Source organism: Sphaerisporangium sp. NPDC051017 (assembly GCF_040683095.1).
GTDB lineage: Bacteria > Actinomycetota > Actinomycetes > Streptosporangiales > Streptosporangiaceae > Sphaerisporangium.
In genome coordinates, this window is the sequence record NZ_JBFBCI010000002.1 from 13,628 (window position 1) to 30,813 (window position 17,186).

10 protein-coding genes are annotated in these 17,186 nt (G+C 72.0%); 6 read left to right on the forward strand and 4 right to left on the reverse strand.

Features of this window, described 5'->3' with window-relative positions; genetic code table 11:
• Positions 1–24: 24 nt before the first annotated feature.
• Positions 25–630 (forward strand): Uma2 family endonuclease, encoded by a 606-nt coding sequence (locus tag AB0M95_RS02710; protein ID WP_363758461.1) that lies wholly within the window; start codon positions 25–27, stop codon positions 628–630.
• 201 nt (positions 631–831) lie between these two features.
• Here the strand turns inward: AB0M95_RS02710 and AB0M95_RS02715 are convergent, their stop codons facing one another.
• On the reverse strand, positions 832–2,400 hold the full coding sequence (locus AB0M95_RS02715) for a protein kinase (protein ID WP_363758464.1): 1,569 nt from the start codon (positions 2,398–2,400) through the stop codon (positions 832–834).
• 9 nt (positions 2,401–2,409) lie between these two features.
• The gene (locus AB0M95_RS02720; protein ID WP_363758467.1) at positions 2,410–3,795 is read right to left on the reverse strand and encodes a DUF4407 domain-containing protein; all 1,386 of its coding nucleotides are present in this window, start codon (positions 3,793–3,795) and stop codon (positions 2,410–2,412) included.
• A gap of 245 nt (positions 3,796–4,040) precedes the next feature.
• Here AB0M95_RS02720 and AB0M95_RS02725 point away from each other — a divergent pair, with 245 nt between their 5' ends.
• From AB0M95_RS02725 to AB0M95_RS02745, 5 genes are all read left to right on the forward strand, one after another.
• Positions 4,041–5,450, forward strand: a complete 1,410-nt coding sequence (locus tag AB0M95_RS02725) for a hypothetical protein (protein ID WP_363758470.1) — start codon at positions 4,041–4,043, stop codon at positions 5,448–5,450.
• A gap of 48 nt (positions 5,451–5,498) precedes the next feature.
• Positions 5,499–6,515, forward strand: coding sequence for a hypothetical protein (locus tag AB0M95_RS02730; protein ID WP_363758473.1), 1,017 nt, complete (start codon positions 5,499–5,501; stop codon positions 6,513–6,515).
• Positions 6,512–8,368, forward strand: coding sequence for a hypothetical protein (locus AB0M95_RS02735; protein ID WP_363758476.1), 1,857 nt, complete (start codon positions 6,512–6,514; stop codon positions 8,366–8,368). The genes AB0M95_RS02730 and AB0M95_RS02735 overlap by 4 nt, the downstream gene beginning before the upstream one ends.
• Positions 8,369–8,393: 25 nt before the next feature.
• Positions 8,394–10,163, forward strand: coding sequence for a hypothetical protein (locus AB0M95_RS02740; RefSeq protein WP_363758479.1), 1,770 nt, complete (start codon positions 8,394–8,396; stop codon positions 10,161–10,163).
• A 145-nt stretch (positions 10,164–10,308) separates the two neighbouring features.
• Positions 10,309–13,515: a penicillin acylase family protein gene (locus AB0M95_RS02745; RefSeq protein WP_363758482.1), complete on the forward strand. Its 3,207-nt coding sequence runs from the start codon at positions 10,309–10,311 to the stop codon at positions 13,513–13,515.
• Positions 13,516–13,577: 62 nt separating this feature from the next.
• Here the strand turns inward: AB0M95_RS02745 and AB0M95_RS02750 are convergent, their stop codons facing one another.
• Positions 13,578–16,121, reverse strand: a complete 2,544-nt coding sequence (locus AB0M95_RS02750) for a phenylalanine--tRNA ligase subunit beta (RefSeq protein WP_363758485.1) — start codon at positions 16,119–16,121, stop codon at positions 13,578–13,580.
• Positions 16,121–17,161, reverse strand: a complete 1,041-nt coding sequence (gene pheS / locus AB0M95_RS02755) for a phenylalanine--tRNA ligase subunit alpha (RefSeq protein ID WP_363759123.1) — start codon at positions 17,159–17,161, stop codon at positions 16,121–16,123. The genes AB0M95_RS02750 and pheS overlap by 1 nt, the downstream gene beginning before the upstream one ends.
• Between the last annotated feature and the right edge of the window lie 25 nt (positions 17,162–17,186).

Genomic DNA, 17,186 nt, shown 5'->3' on the forward strand with positions numbered 1-17,186 from the left:
GAACCACTTGCTACGGTGGGATGCATGAAGGTCCAGGTCCGGAGCGGAACAATGACAAATTCGGAGCTACCCGACTGGCTGATCCCTCCTCCTGAGGGGTTCCACGCCGAAGACCTCGATCACCTTCCGGATTTGCCTCCGCACACAGAGTTGATTGATGGAAGCTTGGTGCTCGTGAGCCCGCAGAAAGACTTCCGCACTCTGATGCTGTATCTGCTGGAGAACGGCTTGCGCCGCACGGTTCCGGCCGATCTGCGCGTGCGTCGCGAGATGAGCGTGGTTCTGGGCCCGCGACAGCGACCAGAGCCGGACGTCATCGTCTTTCACGCCCGAGCTCTCCGAGGCCCTGACGCCACGGCCTACCAAGCCGAAGATCTGGTGCTCGCGGTCGAGGTGGTCTCCCCCGAGTCAGAAGAGCGCGACCGCAAGCGGAAGCCGTTGTTGTACGCCGAGGCGGGCATCCCTCACTTCTGGCTCGTCGAGAGCTCCGAAGGACGTCCCGCGGTGAACGTCTACGAGCTGGACCCGACGACGCACAGCTACGTCCTTTCCGGGAGCCACCAAGAACGTGTGCGACTCACGGTGCCGTTCGACATCGACATCGACTTGACGGAGATCGACAGGCTCTGACGTCCCCTCCGCGCCTTCAGGTGAGAGACGCTCACCCACTGGGCGGATTGCCGCTTTGCCGCCCGCCACCACGGGTCGCGAACGACACCACCGCACCGACGCCCACCGCTCGGGGCACGAGGGGCCGGATGCCTTCGCCGGGCGTGTGAGGACTTGCTCTCCGCCGCCGTCTAGGGGTGGAGGGCCGTACGCCCCCTCGGCCTAACCCTCGCTCCGCAGTCCTCGCAGATGACGGCGCACCTGGTCGCGGGCGGAGGGGGGCAGTCCTTCGAGGATCCTGCCCGCCCGGTCGCGCGGCAGCGCCCGCAGAACCGTGGCGACGGTCTTCGGCGACACGTAGGCGAGCACCCCGCAGGCCTGGCGTACCGACACCGCCGACAGCGCCTCCACCATCGGGACGGCGGGCGCCGCACCGACGGCCTGGACGACGTAGGCGGCGGTGCGGGCGTGGGCGTGGGTGAGGATCCGGGCGGCCTCGCCGGGCCGGATCCTCACCAGCAGCGCGGACGCCTGGTCCAGGTCCATGTGGTCGATCGTGCGCCCGGCGCGGCTCGCGTTCAGCGTCCGCAGCACCGAGGCGGCGCGGCCCGGGCTGGACGTCATCGTCTCCAGCAGGCGGCCCGCGGTCTTGTACGCGACCGCGGCCAGCACCGCGGCGGCGGTGGTGCCGGGAAGTGCGGCCAGCACCCGCCCGGCCATCTGCGGCTCCAACTCTGCGAGCGCCTGGCCGGCGGCCTTTGGGGGCATCGAGGCGCACAGCCGGGCGGCCGTGTCCGCGTCCATGCCGGCGATCCGCCTGGCGGCCTCGGCCGGTCCCAGGCCGCCGAGCCCCTCGGTGGGCTCGGGCGGGCCGACGACCGGTGGCCGTTCCTCCCGATCGTCACGCGGCGGTTTCAGGGTGGGGGCCGTCGAGCGGCCCGGTTCCACGAAGGTCGGCTCGAAGGAAGGCGGGACCCGCGGGCCGTCGATGACCGAGCGCAGGACCGCACGCAACTCGGGCACGGTCATCCGCCTACGCGGGTCCTTGTCCAGCAGGCGTTCCACCGCGCCGGCCAGCGGCCCCGGGCGAGCAGGCTTGGGCACGGGCACGTCCAGGATGGCCCGCATCATGGCGGGGACGTCGTCGTGCCGGAAGGGCGAGTAACCCTCCAGCGCGCAGAAGAACGTGACCCCGAGCGACCACAGGTCCGACGCCGGGCCGAGCGGCCGTCCCTCGATGCGCTCGGGGGCCATGAACTCCAGCGTGCCGACGAACGCGTGACGGCCGGTGAGCGTGCTCTGGCCGGCCACGTGCGCGATCCCGAAGTCCGCGAGGTACACCCGGCCGTCGTCGCCGACGAGGATGTTGGCGGGCTTCACATCGCGGTGCAGGACGCGGGCGCGATGGGCCGCTTCCAGGGCGCCGAGGACGCGCACGCCGATCCGGGCGACCTCGCGCTCGGCGAGCGGGCCGTCCTCGATCAGGTCGCGCAGGGAGCGGCCCCTGATATAGGGCATGACGATCCAGGGGCGGCCGTGCTCCTCGAACATGTCGTAGATGTCGACCACGCTGGGGTGTTCGATGGCCGCCGCCGCTCTGGCCTCGCGCAGGGCGCGCTTGCGGCGCACGGGCAGCGGCTCCCCGTCGTCGGAGACCACCAGCTCCTTGATCGCGACCTGGCGGCCGAGCACGCGGTCGTCCGCGAGCCAGACGTCGCCCATCCCTCCCCCGCCGAGAAGCTCCACGAGCGCGTAACGGTTCTTGAGCAGGTGTACCGGTCCTCGATCCATCGGGACGGATCAGTCCTCGTCGGGGAACAGCTCGTACCCCCGGGTGCGCTCGGAGCGCCCGCCCGGCAGCGCGGCGGTGCGCGTGTCGGGCATCCCGCGCAGCGCCTCGTCCTCCAGGTCGCCGAAATCGTGACTCGTGCTGACCTGCTCGGACGGCTCCGCCTCCGCGTCGCGGGCGCGCGGCGGGACGAAGGGCTCGGGACCGCGCGGCGGACCGGCGGCCGGGGCGTCGGGTTCGGTGGCGGACGGCCGGTTCCAGATCTCGCGCACCGTCGCGGAGGTCCCCCCGGATCCGAGCCTCGGCCCGGCGTTCAGGCTGTCGCGGGCGTCCAGCAGCTCGTTGCGCGCCACCAGCGCGAGGACCTTCTCGTAGTTGCCGGGCTTCTGCATGAGCTTGACCGCGACCGGCAGGCACTCGATGAGCAGGAACATCAGGAACAGCAGGAGGCGCGCTCCGTTCAGCGTCATGTCCTTGCCGGACACCTCGTTGAGCGCGCGCAGCCGGATCAGCAGCCCGTTGAGGCTCTGGTTCTCCGCGTCGAACGACGCCTGCAGGCCGGCCTGCTGGCGCAGCGCGGCGTCGAGCTGGGAGCGGAGGGCGGGCAGCGCGGCCTTGGCCGAGGCGAGCCGTTCGCTCTTGGCGTTCGCGTCGTTGGCGGCCAGTTCCCGCTTACGGTTCTCGATCTGCGCGTTGAGCGCGTCGACCCTGTTCTTGGCCTTCTTGTAGGCCTTCTCGCTGGCCTTGGCCAGCACCCCGTCGCCCTTGCGCGGGCAGTCAGGGCCGCCGTAGAGCTGGCACTGCCACTCGTCATACTGCCTTTCGCGCTCGTCGATCGCCTTGGCACGCTCGGCGGTCAGCGACTTGATCTTCGGATCCGCGTCCGGGGCCTGTGCGCCCTCGCCGCCGGAGGTGACGATCGCCTCCTGATCGGCCACGGCCTTGCGCAGCCGCGCGATCTGCTGCCCGACGGTGCCGCTGTTCTGCTCGCCCGTGAACGAGTTGGCCCGGTCCTGCTTGATCTCGACGATCTGCGCGTCGATCTCGGACTTGAAGATCTGCAGCACCAGCGGTGTGGAGGTCACGACGCCGAGGAGTACGGCCATCAGGATGCGGGGAACGGCCATCCGCCACCGGCGCGGCCCGTCGGGCTGGATGGAGCTGACGAGCCATCGGTCCAGGCTCAGGATCGCCAGGCCCCAGACGATTCCGGCGGGGACGGCGACGAAGATGCTGAGGCCCAGGGCACTGGACAGGGCGAACGTCATGGAGATGGTGGCCAGGACGCTGGTGGTGAGGACGGCTCCGCCGATGCCCTCGAATTTACCCCGGTCCGTCGGCCACCGTTCGAGGATGTCCGGCCTAGCGCCGGATAGGACAATTAGTAACTTTCTCATCTATTCTCCCCGCAATGGCGGCCTAGGTGGAGCGGAGGACATCCTAAATCGTCCATGCCAGGACCACGAGGTTGTAGCGCGATTAGGCTATACATGTACCTTGCTATAGGGATTGACACCACGCCGCGGGGGCGGCGCCGAGAGGCTCGGCCATATGTGCATGCGTGTGCAACGAGAAGCGCGAGCATTTATCACATTATGGGGAGTGATGGCCGGTTTGTTGTGCCGCGTCATGGGAGCGTTCTTTGACCGAATCGGGTGAGAACCTCCTCGGTAAGGCCCTCGTCGCGGCGATCGCGGAACTCGCCGCCCCCAGGTTTCTCCTCGTGTTCGAGGCGGGCGCCGAGGGCATCGCCGTCCTGCACGTTCGCCGGGACCAGACGGGCACTCCGCGCGGCCGGGTGGGCCACCCCGTGCCCTGGGCCGGCGACCCCGTCGCCACGGCGGAGCGGGCGCTCGCCGCCGCCGAGGGCGGTCCCGGCGACCCCGCCGTCGTCATCGTGTGCACCGCCCCCGAGGACGGGCGGGCCCGCCGGGCCATGGCGTCGCTCCAGGCGGCCCACCCGCGGGCGCTCGCCTTCACCGAGGCCGGCGAGTCCGTCGCCGACCTGCTGCGCCAGGCCATCATGGACGAGCCGCTGACGCAGTCCTACGAACTGGTGGTGCTCAAGCGGCACCCGGCGACCGGGCAGCTACGGCTCGCCTCCCTCCCCTTGTTCGGGCTGGAGGCCCGCCGCGGCGATCGCGTCGAGTTCGCCGTCCGGTGCGAGCCGAGCGACGAGAACGGGACCGTGTTCGCGATCACCGCGTGGCAGGCGCTGCGTCCGGCCCTGCTGTCCGTGCACGCCGCCAAACTCCCGCCCGGCGCGCACACGATCGTGGCGGAGCTGGAGCGCCCGGGCCGCGTGCGCTTCACGGGCCTGCCGGGGCTCGCCCGGTGCGACAGCACCTGGGACGAGCTGGTGGCCGCCGTGCCACAGCGGCTGGACCGTCCTGCCGACCCGGCCCACCTGATCTGCGCCGTCCAGGTCAGCGGGCCGGAGGAGCGCGTCCGGGCGCGGCTCGACCGCGTCGGCCAGCTCCTCTCGACGCTGGCCGACGCAGAGGCGGGCCGCACGGTGGTCTCGCTGATCGCCTATGCCTCGCACGTCTTCCAGCGCGGCGTGCCCGACCAGCCGGTCACCGTCCCCTGCTGGCGCTCATCCCCGCGCCGGGCACAGGAGGTCCTGCTCCGGCTGGAGGAGCGGCACGTGCGCCCGCCGGAGGCCGGGACGCACGACTACGCCTACGCGGCGCAGGTCGAGGACATGCTGGCCGAGGTGACGCACAGGCTGGGCGACGGCGGCCGGGAGCGGACGGCGCTGCTCACCGTGGGCGACCGGCCGCCGCACCCGCCCCGGGCGAACGCCTCGGAGATCCTGCCCTGTCCCCGGCGGCTCGGCTGGGAGGCGCTCCTGGCCGGTCTGGAGAACAGGCTCGCACTCGGGGCGATCTGCGACCAGCCCCCCGAACGCGCCCACCCGGTCTGGTCCCGCCTCGGCGCCACCGCGCTCGCCCACCTCGACGCGATGGACGTCGACGAGTTCGGCGCGTCCCTCGGCCTCGTGGCGTCCCAGGTCCAGCGCGTTCCCTTCCCCTTCTCAGCGGCGTCCTGACGAGGACGCGATGCGTCAGATCCGGCGTCAGATCCAGATGAGGACACCATGCCCCCCGAACAGCAACCATCGGCACGTCCCACACCCAACATCGCCGTTTGGGGCGCACCCGGCAGCGGGAAGACCACGTTCCTGGCCGCGCTCAACATCGCCCTGATCCTCAAGAAGGGCCCGTGGAAGGTGGTCGGCGCCGACGGCCCGTCCCGCGACTTCCTCATCGAGATGACCAGCGCGCTGTCGGAGCAGCAGCGCTTCCCCGACGCGACGCTGGCCCTCGGCCAGTACAAGTGGTTCCTCACCCGGCAGATCGAGAAACGGCGCTGGCCGCTCGGCCGCAAGAGCGTCCAGAGCGAGCGGATCGGGCTGGACGTGCTGGACGCGCCGGGCGGGTTCTACAGCGCCAAGCGGGCCAGCGCGCCCACCAGCCGCGAGGAACTGCTGAACAACCTCCAGGGCAGCCGCGGAATCGTCTATCTGTTCGATCCCATCCGCGAGCACAAAGTGGGCGACGCCTTCAGCTATCTGCACGGGGTGCTCACGGAACTGGCCGGGCGGATGCTCACCGGGAACCGGTACGCCGGCGACGTCCTGCCCCACCATCTGGCGGTGTGCGTCACCAAATTCGACGAGCTGAAGGTTCTGCAGACGGCGGAAAAGCTCGGATTGCTGGCCCCCGACCCCGATGACCCTTTCGGATTCCCGCGGATTGACGACGACTACGCCGAAGAGTTGTTCGAACAGCTCTGCGGCATATCGCGCTACGGCAACGCGAAGATGGTGGTGCCCGCTCTCAAGCAGCATTTCCGGCATGACCGCATCAAGTTCTTCGTGACCTCGTCGATCGGGTTCTACCTGGACAACGAGAAAGGCGCGTTCGATCCGGACGACCCGCAGAACCTGGTGCCGACCGCGAGGCCGGCCGCCGGCGAGGCCGGCACCGCGACCTCGCCCGGAAGCGGCTTCCAGATCCGCGGCCCGGTCCATCCGATCAATGTGATGGAGCCGATGGTCTGGCTCGGCCGGCGGATCTCCGCCGAGCGCCCGGCAGGGGAGACGAGAGGGTGAGCCGCGAAGTGAAGGTCACCGCCGAGTGGGCGCTGTGGGGAAAGCGTCCCGGCACCGACGACGACTACAGCGTCCTGGACTGCAGCCGGGGCCCGTTCACCCGCGAGGACTTCCACGAGATCCTCACGAAGTGGTCGCCCGGCACCCTGCCGAACCTGCCCCAGGTGACGATCAGCTGGGTGTACGGGCGCGGCGACGTGCCGTACGTCGGCCTGGCCGTCCAGGCGTGGTCGGGCCAGCGCGACGGCTTCGGGCGGCCGATCGCCGTCACCAGCTACTTCTGCGTACCCTACGCCCAGCTGGCCGCCGGGCCGGTCTCCTACCAGGCGCTGTACGAGGTCCTCGCCGCCCACAGCCTGCCGGTGGACGGACCGCTCATCGTGAGCGTCCCGGCGTCGGAGCCGCACCGACTCGCGGACACCGCCGACGACACGGCCATGGCGGCGGCCGCGCTGCTGCTCGCCGACGCGCAGGTCTGCGTGACCGGTGGCGGCCACCTGCCCATGACCGAGCGCCTGCGGTACCTGGACACGGTGGCCGCGCTGCTCCCCTACGGCCTCCGGACCCGGCTGACCGCCTCCACGTGGACCGACAGCTCGGCGACGCACCAGATCAAGCTCTCCTTCGCCAAGCGCCCGCGTGAAGGGGCCTCCACCCTGACCTTGGGCGGAGGAGCGGAAGGATTCAGCACCTGGTCCGACGTCTCCCGCTATTTCTACGACGTGCTGACCCGCCGGGCCCCCGGCGAGATAGCCGAGGCCTTCGCCGTGGCGACCGACCCGCTGACGTTCAAGGAGGCGCCGAGGCAGGCACTGGCCGCGCTCGGCGACTCCGGGCACCGGCCCGTCCACGGCTCCTCGCCGCTGCCCGCGTTCTACAGAGGCCTGAACCGCTGCGGCGAGCTTCTGGAACAGGGGGAGTACGCCGATCTCGACGACCAGGTGGCGGAGCTGGCGCGGTTGCTGCGCTCCCAGGTGCCGAGCGCGCACGAACGCGAGCACTACCGTGACATCGTCGAGTCGCGGCTGCTGCCCCGGGTGGACGCCATCCCCCGGGCCGGCCTCAGGGACGCGGTCTACGACCTGGCGCTGCCTCTCGGGTACGGACGGCTTCTGACGATCAACATCATGGAGCGGGTCCTGTCGTTCACCGGAGGGGGATCCCCGGCGTACACGGCCATGGCGCGTATGAAGACGATGGAGCCGCAGGCCATGCTGCTGCTGGCCATGCGCGTCCAGGATCCCGACAGGTCGCGCCTCCTCTCGGCGATACAGACGCCCGATCTCGTCAGGTTCGCCGCGGCCGAGGCGTGCGACCCGCCGGTCGTCCGGTTCATCCACGCCGAGCTGGTCGGCCGCGGCGGCGAGGGCGGCGACGACCCCGAGATCGCGCCCGCGCTGAGCGCGCACGCCTACCTCGCTCCCGCGATCGCGAGGCTGTACCGCGACGACCACACGGCCCAGAGCGCCGCGCTGCGGGGGCTGCTGGTGGCCGCCTACGGGCCGTCCCTCGACCACGCCCAGGTGCAGGAGGTCCTCGGCAGCGTGCTGCCCCCGGAGTGGCGGCCGGTGGTCTCGGCCGCCACCTCGCTGTACGGACACGCCGCGCCGGCCCGGGAGCAGGCCGCGCCGGACGCGCGGACCTGGCAGAACTCCCCGGGATCACCCCCCGGCGCGATGCTGGAGGCGCTGTCCGGCGGCCCGTCCACGCGGCGATACGAGAAGGATGAGGCCCGCGACCCGTGGTGGCGCCGCGTCTCACTGTCCAACGGGATCTTGTTCATCTGGTTCACGCTGGTGATCATTGTCTGCGCCATCGGTGTGTCCCTGCTCGTGGACTTCCTGAACCGCTAGCCCCCGCGACCGATGAGGACGGCCGATGGTACGAATCACCGCCGAGTGGGCGCTATGGGGCAAACGTCCGGGAACCGCGGACGGCGACGACGTCCTGGCGTGCAGCGACGGGCGATTCGACCGGGACGACTTCGGCGAGATCATCGCCCGGTACACCCCCGGCGCCCCCGCCAACCTGCCCCGCGTGACGATCAGCTGGGTCAACGGGCACGGCGATACCCCCCACGTCGGCATGGCGGTCCAGGAGTGGTCCGCCGAGCGTGACGGCATGGGCCGCGACATCGCCCTCACACGGTACTTCTGCCTGCCCTACGCCGAGCTCGCCCAGGGTCCGGTCGATTACGAGACGCTCTACCGGGCACTCGCCCCCCGCACACTGCCCGCCGCGGGCCTGCTGACCGCGGACGTTGCGGCGCTGGACGTGGAGGAGACGACCGACCGCGCCGACCAGACCGCCATGGGCGCGGCGGCGCTGCTGCTCACTGGGGATCCGGTGTGCGTGGTGGGCGCCGAGGGAGTCCCGATGCCGGCCCGGCTTCGTTTCCTCGACAGCGTGGCGGCTCTGCTCCCCTACGGCCTCAGGAGCAGGCTGACGCTCTCGACGTGGACCGACAGCGCCTCACGCCACCGCATCAAGCTGTCGTTCGCCCGGCACGCCCCCGAGGGCGCGCACGTGATCGGGTGGGGGGAGCCGGTACGGGTCGCCGAAGCGCCGGAGACCGTCCGGCGCTACCACGACCTGCTGGCCGACCACCCCCGCCTCGGCGACCTGGTCGCGCGGTTCGCCCGCGACACCACACCGCGGTCGCTGAGATCACCGGACATCGCCGAGCTCGACGATCCGTCCCCGGGCGGCGGGTCCGGATCCGCTCCGCCGCAGACCCTGGGCGGGCTGCTGCTCGCCTGCGCCGACGGCGTCGATGAGGGGGACACCCGGCGCGTGGCCCGGTGCCTGTCCCGGCTCGGGTCCCTGCCGCGCACCGGGGACGCCGCCGAGCGCGACGCCCTGCGCCGGATCGTCCGCGACCGCCGGATCCTGGTGGCGGCCCGGTCCCTGGACCCTGCGCTGGAGGCACACCTGTACCCGGTGGTGCTGGACCTGGCCTACGGCCCCGACCCGACCGTGGACGACTTCGAAGACCTGCGCCGGAACGCCGACCACTGGCTGTCGCCACAGCTCGCCATGGCCCTGTCCCGGATGGCCGTGACCGATCCGGCGGTCACGCTGCGGCTGGCCGCGTACCTGCCGCCCGGCGAACTCGTGAAGGTCCTCGCCCCTCTGCCGACCGGCGACCTGGTCGCGGCCGCGGTGCGGGAGCCGCTGGACCGGCAGGCGCTGGACGTCATGTGCGCCGAGCTGAGCGTGCGAGGGGACGATCCGGCCGGTCGGCCGGCCGTCCACGCGGCGCTGCGCCGGCACGGGTACGCCGTCGCGGCGATCCACTGGCTGCATCCCGGCGACCCCGAGGGGCAGATCCGCCGGTTCCACCCCCTGCTCGCCGCCGCTCACGGCCCGGTGGTGGAGGCCCGCGTGGTGGCCGAGGACTTCCCCGCACAGCCCGACCCGGCGTACCTGCCGCTGCTGGCCGCGCTGGCGGCGCTGTGCTCGCCGGACGCCCGCAGGGAGCTCACCGAGACCGTCTTCGCCGGCATGCTGCGGCGGGCCGACATCAGCGAGGAGACCGTCGGCCGTGCCCTCTCGGGCACGCCGGGGGGAGGCGAAGAGGCGCCCGCCGCCCGGGCAGGAAACGGCCGCCGTTTCGGCCTGTTCGATCGCCGCCGCTCCCAGGCGTGACCCGGCGTCCGCCGCCGGACGAGCCGAACCGAGCCATTTTGTCCGGGTCGGTATCACATCGGCCATTGATCCGATGTGGGGGCGAGCGTATGTTCCTCCCAAGTTCCCTAAATTCGAGCACGCCTCATGTTTTGGGGGTCCTCACATGCACGCTCGTCTCCGGCGGACGATCACGGCGGTCTCGGCGCTGGCGATCATCGCGCTGGCATCCCCCGTCGTGCCCGCGTCGGCGGCCGTCTACACCGCCGACGACTACTGCCTCGGCCAATGCGCGGACGTCCTGCCACCCGGTGAGAACGGCAACGCGACGCTGGTCGAGATCCTCGCCAACCAGGCGTTCGGCACCATGCCGCGCCACAGCGGCGACCAGCTCGGCAAGTACGCCGGCCTGATCGGCGGGTACACCGGGCTGACCGACGACCAGATCGCCAGGTTCTTCAACGACTCCTCCTTCGGCGTGCCCGCCGGGCAGGTGGAGAGCACGGTCAGCCCGCGCTCCGACGTGACCATCGTCCGGGACAAGGCGACCGGCGTCCCGCACATCACCGGCACCACCCGCGAGGGGACGATGTTCGGCGCCGGGTACGCGGGCGCGCAGGACCGGCTGTGGCTCATGGACCTGATGCGGCACGTCGGCCGGGGCGAGCTGACCCCCTTCGCGGGCGGCGCGCCGGGCAACCGCGCGCTGGAACAGAGCGTCTGGCGCAACTCGCCCTACACCGAGGCCGACCTCCAGGGGCAGATCACCCGGCTCAGGGACTCCGGCCCGCGCGGCGCCCAGCTCTACGCCGACGTCCAGAGCTACATCGCCGGGATCAACGCCTACATCGACCGCTGCATGGCCGACCGCAACTGCCCCGGCGAGTACGTGCTGACCGGCCACCTGGACGCGATCACCAACGCGGGCGGCCCCAAAGACTTCACCATGACCGACCTCGTCGCGGTCTCCGGGGTGATCGGCGGGCTGTTCGGCGGGGGCGGCGGAGCGGAGATGCAGTCCGCGCTGGCCCGCGTCGCCGCGCGCGCCCGGTACGGGACCACGGCCGGCGACCAGGCGTGGGCGGCCTTCCGCTCGCAGAACGACCCCGAGGCGACACTGACCCTGCACGACGGCCAGAGCTTCCCCTCGGGCGACGCGCCGTCCGGCGCCACCGGCGTCGTGCTGCCGGACGCCGCCACCACCGCGCCCGTCGACATCACCGAGAACGAGTCGGGCTCCGCCACGGCGCCGGTCCCGGCCGCCGCCCGCGCCAAGGGCGTTCTGGACGGGCTGACCGTCGACAACTCCCACCCCGGCATGTCCAACGCCGTGGTCGTGTCGGCCGCCGAGTCCGCCACCGGGCATCCCATCGCGGTGTTCGGCCCGCAGACCGGCTACTTCGCCCCGCAGCTCCTCATGCTCGAAGAGCTGACCGGGCCCGGCATCAAGGCGCGCGGTGCCGCGTTCGCCGGGCTCAACCTGTACGTGCTGCTCGGCCGCGGCACCGACTACGCCTGGAGCGCGACCTCCAGCGGCCAGGACATCACCGACACCTACGCCCTGGAGCTCTGCGACCCCGGCGGCGGCCCGGCGACCACGTCGTCCGACCACTACATGTACCGCGGCGCCTGCACGGCCATGGAGACGCTGAAGAAGACCAACGCGTGGAAGCCCAACACCGCCGACTCCACCGCCGCGGGCTCCTACGACCTGGTGATCAAGCGGACCAAGTACGGCCTGGTGACCTGGCGCGGCACCGTCGGCGGCAGGCCCACCGCCTTCGCCGCGCTGCGCTCGACGTACCAGCACGAGGCCGACTCGGCGGTCGGGTTCCAGATGTTCAATGAGCCCGCCCAGATGGGCGACGCCGCGGCCTTCACCAACTCGGCGTCGAAGATCGGCTTCGCGTTCAACTGGTTCTTCGTCAACTCCTCCGACGCGGCGTACTTCATGTCCGGCAACACCCCGGTCCGCTCGGCGGTCTCCGACCCGAACCTGCCGATGACCGCGGACGCCGCGCACGAGTGGGCGGGGTACGACCCGGCCACCAACACCGCGACCTACGACGCGCCCGGCACGCATCCGCAGACGGCGAACCAGGACTACCTGGTGAGCTGGAACAACAAGCAGGCCAAGGACTACGGCGCGGCCGACGGCAACTTCAGCTTCGGCACCGTCCACCGGGTGGACCTGCTGGACGTCCCGGTCAAGGCCGCGCTCGCCGGGGCCGGCAAGCTCGACCGGGCCGGCACCGTGAAGATCATGGCAGACGCCGCCGGGACCGACCTGCGCGGCAAGGAGGTCCTCCCCCACCTGCTGCGCGTCCTCAACAGCTCCCCCGTCACCGACCCGGCGCTGTCCTCCACGGTGTCCAAGCTGTCGGCGTGGGCCTCGGCCGGGGCCAGGCGGCTGGAGACCACACCCGGCAACCCCGGGAGCAAGATCTACGCGCACGCCGACGCCATCCGCGCCTTCGACGCATGGTGGCCCAGACTCGTCCAGGCCGAGTTCAAGCCCGGCCTCGGCGACGGGCTGTACCAGTCGCTGGTCAACGCGCTGCAGATCAACGAGTCGCCGTCCGGGCACCAGCAGGGCGACGTCTCAAGCTTCCCGACCTCGGCGAACGAGGCGCAGGCACACAAGGGGTCGGCGTTCCAGTACGGCTGGTGGGGCTACGTCAGCAAGGACGTCAGGTCCGTGCTCGGCGACCCGGTGGCCGGTCCGCTGCCCCAGAAGTACTGCGGCGGCGGGACGGTCGCGGGCTGCCGCACCGTCCTGCTGAACAGCCTGTCGGCGGCGCTCACCGAACCCGCCACCACGACCTACCCGGCCGACGACGCGTGCGCGGCGGGCGACCAGTGGTGCGCGGACGCCGTCCGGCACTCACCGCTCGGCGGGATCAAGCAGTCGCTGATCTCCTGGCAGAACCGGCCGACCTACCAGCAGGTCGTCTCGTTCCCCGCCCACCGGGGCGACCCGATCGCCAACCTGGCGGCCGGGGTCAGCGCCAAGGCGTCCAGCACGCAGATCATCCCCTACTACCCGGCCGGCAACGCCGTGGACGGCGATCCGACGACCCGCTGGGCGAGCGCCTCCAGCGACGACCAGTACCTGCAGGTCGACCTCGGGTCCGCCAAGACGGTGTCCCGGGTCGTGCTGCGGTGGGAGGCCGCCTACGCGGCGGCGTACGCGATCCAGACCTCGGCGGACGGCTCGACCTGGACCACCGTCGCCTCCACGACCACCGGCGACGGCGGCGTGGACAACGTCACCTTCTCCCCGGCCACGGCCCGCTACGTCCGCATGAAGGGCGTCACGCGCGGCACGACGTACGGGTACTCGCTGTACGAGCTGGAGGTCTACTCACGCTGAGACGACCGAGGGGTGGCGCGGGAACACGATCGCTCCCCGCGCCACCCCTCGGCGGCGGGCCGTCAGGCGCCGCGGAGCTGGGCCCCGGTGCGCTCGGCGGCCAGGGCCACGGCGGCGTCGCGGGCCGCGGTGGTCTCCTCGACGGTGAGAGTGCGGTCGGGGGCGCGGAAGCGCAGGGTGTAGGCGAGGGACTTGTTGCCCTCGCCGGCCTGCGCGCCGGTGTAGACGTCGAACAGCCGGATCGACTCCAGCAGCTCGCCCGCCCCCTGCTTCAGCGCCGCCTCGACGTCGGCGACCCGGACGTCCGCCGGGACGACGAGCGCGACGTCCTGCGTGGCGACCGGGTAGGCCGACACCGGCCTGGCCTGGGCAGGACCGGGCAGCGCGTCCTCCAGGACGCTGAGCTCCAGCTCCATGGCGCAGGTGCGCGGCGGCAGGCCGAAGGCCTCGGCCACGCGCGGGTGCAGCTCGCCGGCGTGGCCGACCAGCGTCTCGCCGAGGTGGAGGGCGGCGCACCGGCCGGGGTGCCAGGGCGCGTGGCGGTCGGCGCTGATCGACAGCTCGACGCCGGCCTCGCGGGCCACCGTGCGGGCCGCCTCGATGGCGTCGGCCCAGGTGGCCGGGCGGCCCTGCCCCCACCAGCCGGACCGGTCGCGCTCGCCGGCCAGCACGACGGCGAGCCGCAGCGGCTGCCGGGGAAGGGCCGCGGTGATCGTGGCCACCTCCTCCTCCGTGGGCTTGCGGTCGACTCCCAGCACCGGCGCCTTGCCGGGAGCGCCGGGCTCGGGGCGGTACACCAGGCCGGTCTCGAACAGCGCGACGTCGCCGAAGCCACGGCCGACGTTGCGGACCAGGGTCTTGAGCAGCCCCGGCAGCAGCGTGGTGCGCATCAGCGGCTCGTCCTCGCTGAGCGGGTTGGCCAGGCGCATCGCCCGGCGCCGCGCGTCGTCGGCCGGAAGCTGCAGGTCGTCCAGGTCGCGCGCGCCCACGAACGGGTAGGCGAGCGTCTCGACGTACCCCGCCGCGGCGAGCGCGCGGCCCACGCGGCGGCGCAGGCGCTGCGCCTCGGTCAGCCCGGCCCCGGCGGGCGCGGCGGGCAGCACCGAGGGCAGCTTCTCGTACCCCTCCAGCCGGATGACCTCCTCGGCGAGGTCGTTGGGGTCGGTCAGGTCCGGGCGCCACGACGGCGGTGTCACCGTGAGCAGCCCGGCGGCCGCGCTCGGCCCGTCCAGCACGTCGGCGGGGTACGAGGCGCCCTCCGCGCCCTCCTGCCCGCCGGCGTCGGGTGTGCCGGTGACCGTGCAGCCGACCTGCTCCAGGCGGCGCACCACGGTCTCGCGGCCGTAGGTCACGCCCGCGACGCGGTCCGGGTGGTCGGCCGGGATGGTGATCGTCGGGGGCTCGACGTCGATCGAGACGTCGGTGACCCCGGCGCCGGCCGTGCCCCCGCCGAACGCGACCAGCAACTGCACCGCGCGCCACGAGGCGTACAGCGGCAGCTCGCGGTCGACGCCGCGCTCGAAGCGGCGCGACGCCTCGCTGATCAGGTTGTGGCGCCGGGACATGCGCGCGATGCCGCTGGCCGAGAAGTGGGCCGCCTCGATCACCAGGTCGCTCGACTCGCCGGAGATCTCGGTCTCCAGGCCGCCCATCGTGCCGGCCATCGAGATCGCCCCGGACTCGTCGGTGATCAGGATGTCCTCGGGGTGGAGCTCGCGCACGACGTGGTCGAGCGTCTCCAGCCTCTCGCCCGGCTCGGCCCTGCGCACCGCGATCGGGCCGGTCAGGCGGGAGCGGTCGAAGGCGTGCAGCGGCTGGCCGAGCTCCAGCATGACGTAGTTGGTGACGTCGACGGCCAGCGAGACGGGACGCATGCCCGCGCGTACCAGGCGCACCTGCATCCACATCGGCGTCTCGGCGGAGGGGTCGAACCCGGAGACCGCGCGCAGCACGAAACGGTCACACGCCGAGGGGTCGGCGATCGAGGCCGGGTGGGCCTCCTCGGTGAAGGCGGGCGGCTCGACGTCGGCCGGGTCGCGCCAGGGCACGCCGAACGCGGCGGCGGCCTCGCGGGCCACGCCCCGGATCGACAGGGCGTACCCGCGGTCGGGGGTGACCTCCAGCTCGATGACGTCGTCGCGCAGGCCGAGCAGCTCGACGACGTCGGCGCCGAGGTGGGTGCCCGCGGGCAGGATCAGGATGCCGTCGTGGTCGTCGCCGACGCCCAGCTCGCGGGCCGAGCAGATCATGCCGTCGGACACATGGCCGTAGGTCTTGCGGGACCCGACCTCGAACCCGCCCGGCAGCACGGCGCCGGGCAGCGCCACCGCGACCCGGTCGCCGACCGCGAAGTTGGTGGCGCCGCAGATCACCCAGCGCGGCGCGGCCTCGCCGACCTCCACCGAGCAGTAGCGGATCGGCTTCTTGAAGCCGGTGAGCTCCTCGATGGACAGGACCTCGCCCACCACGACGTTCTTGATGTCGTAGCCGACCGACTCGATCGACTCCAGCTTCAGGCCCGCGGCGGTGAGCTTGTCGGCGACCTCGTGGGCGGTGACGGCGGGCAGGTCGACGTACTCCCGCAGCCAGGAAAGCGGGAACCTCATCAGGCCTCCATACCGAAGGGGAGCGTGAAGCGCACGTCTCCCTCGACCATGTCTCGCATGTCCTCGGCGTTGTTCCGGAACATCAACGTCCTCTCGACGCCCATTCCGAAGGCGAAACCGCTGTAGCGCTCGGGGTCGACGCCGCAGGCGACCAGCACGCGCGGGTTGACCATGCCGCAGCCGCCCCATTCGATCCAGCCCTCGGACTTGCAGGTGCGGCACGCCGGGTTGCCCGGGACGGCCGAGGCGCCGCGGCAGACGAAGCAGCGCAGGTCCATCTCGGCCGACGGCTCGGTGAACGGGAAGTAGTTCGGCCGGAACCGCGTGTCGATGCCCTTGCCGAACATGACCTCGGCGAACCGGTCGAGCGTGCCCTTCAGATGGGCCATCGTCAGGCCCTCGTCGACGGCCAGGCCCTCGACCTGGTGGAACACCGGCGTGTGCGTGGCGTCGAGCTCGTCGGTGCGGAAGACCTTGCCCGGCGAGACGACGTAGACCGGCAGCTCGCGCGACAGCAGCGCGCGGATCTGCACCGGCGAGGTCTGGGTGCGCAGGACCATGCCGGAGTCGACCGAGCCGACGAAGAACGTGTCGTGCTCGGAGCGGGCCGGGTGGTCGGGCGCGATGTTGAGGGCGTCGAAGTTGAACCACTCGCCCTCGAGCTCCGGCCCCTCGGCGACCTCGTAGCCCATCGCGACGAACCCGTCGGCGATGCGCTCCTGGAGCGTGGTGAGCGGGTGCCTGGCCCCCCTCGGCGCGCGGTCCCACGGCAGCGTGACGTCGACGGTCTCCTCGACCAGGACGCGTTCGTCGCGCTCGGCCGTCAGCACCGCCTGCCGGGCGGCCAGGGCCTCGCCGATGGTCTTGCGGGCTCCGCCGACGCGCTTGCCCGCCTCGGCCCGGGCCTGGGGCGGCAGCGCGCCGATCTCGCGGTTGGCCAGGGCGATCGGCGACCGGTCGCCGGAGTGCGCGAGGCGCACCTGCTTGAGTTCGTCGAGGTCGGCCGCCGCTTCGATCGCGGCGATGGCTTCGGCCTCCATGCGCGCCACCTCGTCGGCGTGCAAC

Coding starts and splice junctions, on each gene's coding strand:
- AB0M95_RS02710 (WP_363758461.1), top strand. CDS start 25: ATGAAGGTCCAGGTCCGGAGCGGAACAATGACAAATTCGGAGCTACCC.
- AB0M95_RS02715 (WP_363758464.1), bottom strand. CDS start 2,400: ATGGATCGAGGACCGGTACACCTGCTCAAGAACCGTTACGCGCTCGTG.
- AB0M95_RS02720 (WP_363758467.1), bottom strand. CDS start 3,795: ATGAGAAAGTTACTAATTGTCCTATCCGGCGCTAGGCCGGACATCCTC.
- AB0M95_RS02730 (WP_363758473.1), top strand. CDS start 5,499: ATGCCCCCCGAACAGCAACCATCGGCACGTCCCACACCCAACATCGCC.
- AB0M95_RS02740 (WP_363758479.1), top strand. CDS start 8,394: ATGGTACGAATCACCGCCGAGTGGGCGCTATGGGGCAAACGTCCGGGA.
- AB0M95_RS02745 (WP_363758482.1), top strand. CDS start 10,309: ATGCACGCTCGTCTCCGGCGGACGATCACGGCGGTCTCGGCGCTGGCG.
- AB0M95_RS02750 (WP_363758485.1), bottom strand. CDS start 16,121: ATGAGGTTCCCGCTTTCCTGGCTGCGGGAGTACGTCGACCTGCCCGCC.
- pheS (WP_363759123.1), bottom strand. CDS start 17,161: ATGGAGGCCGAAGCCATCGCCGCGATCGAAGCGGCGGCCGACCTCGAC.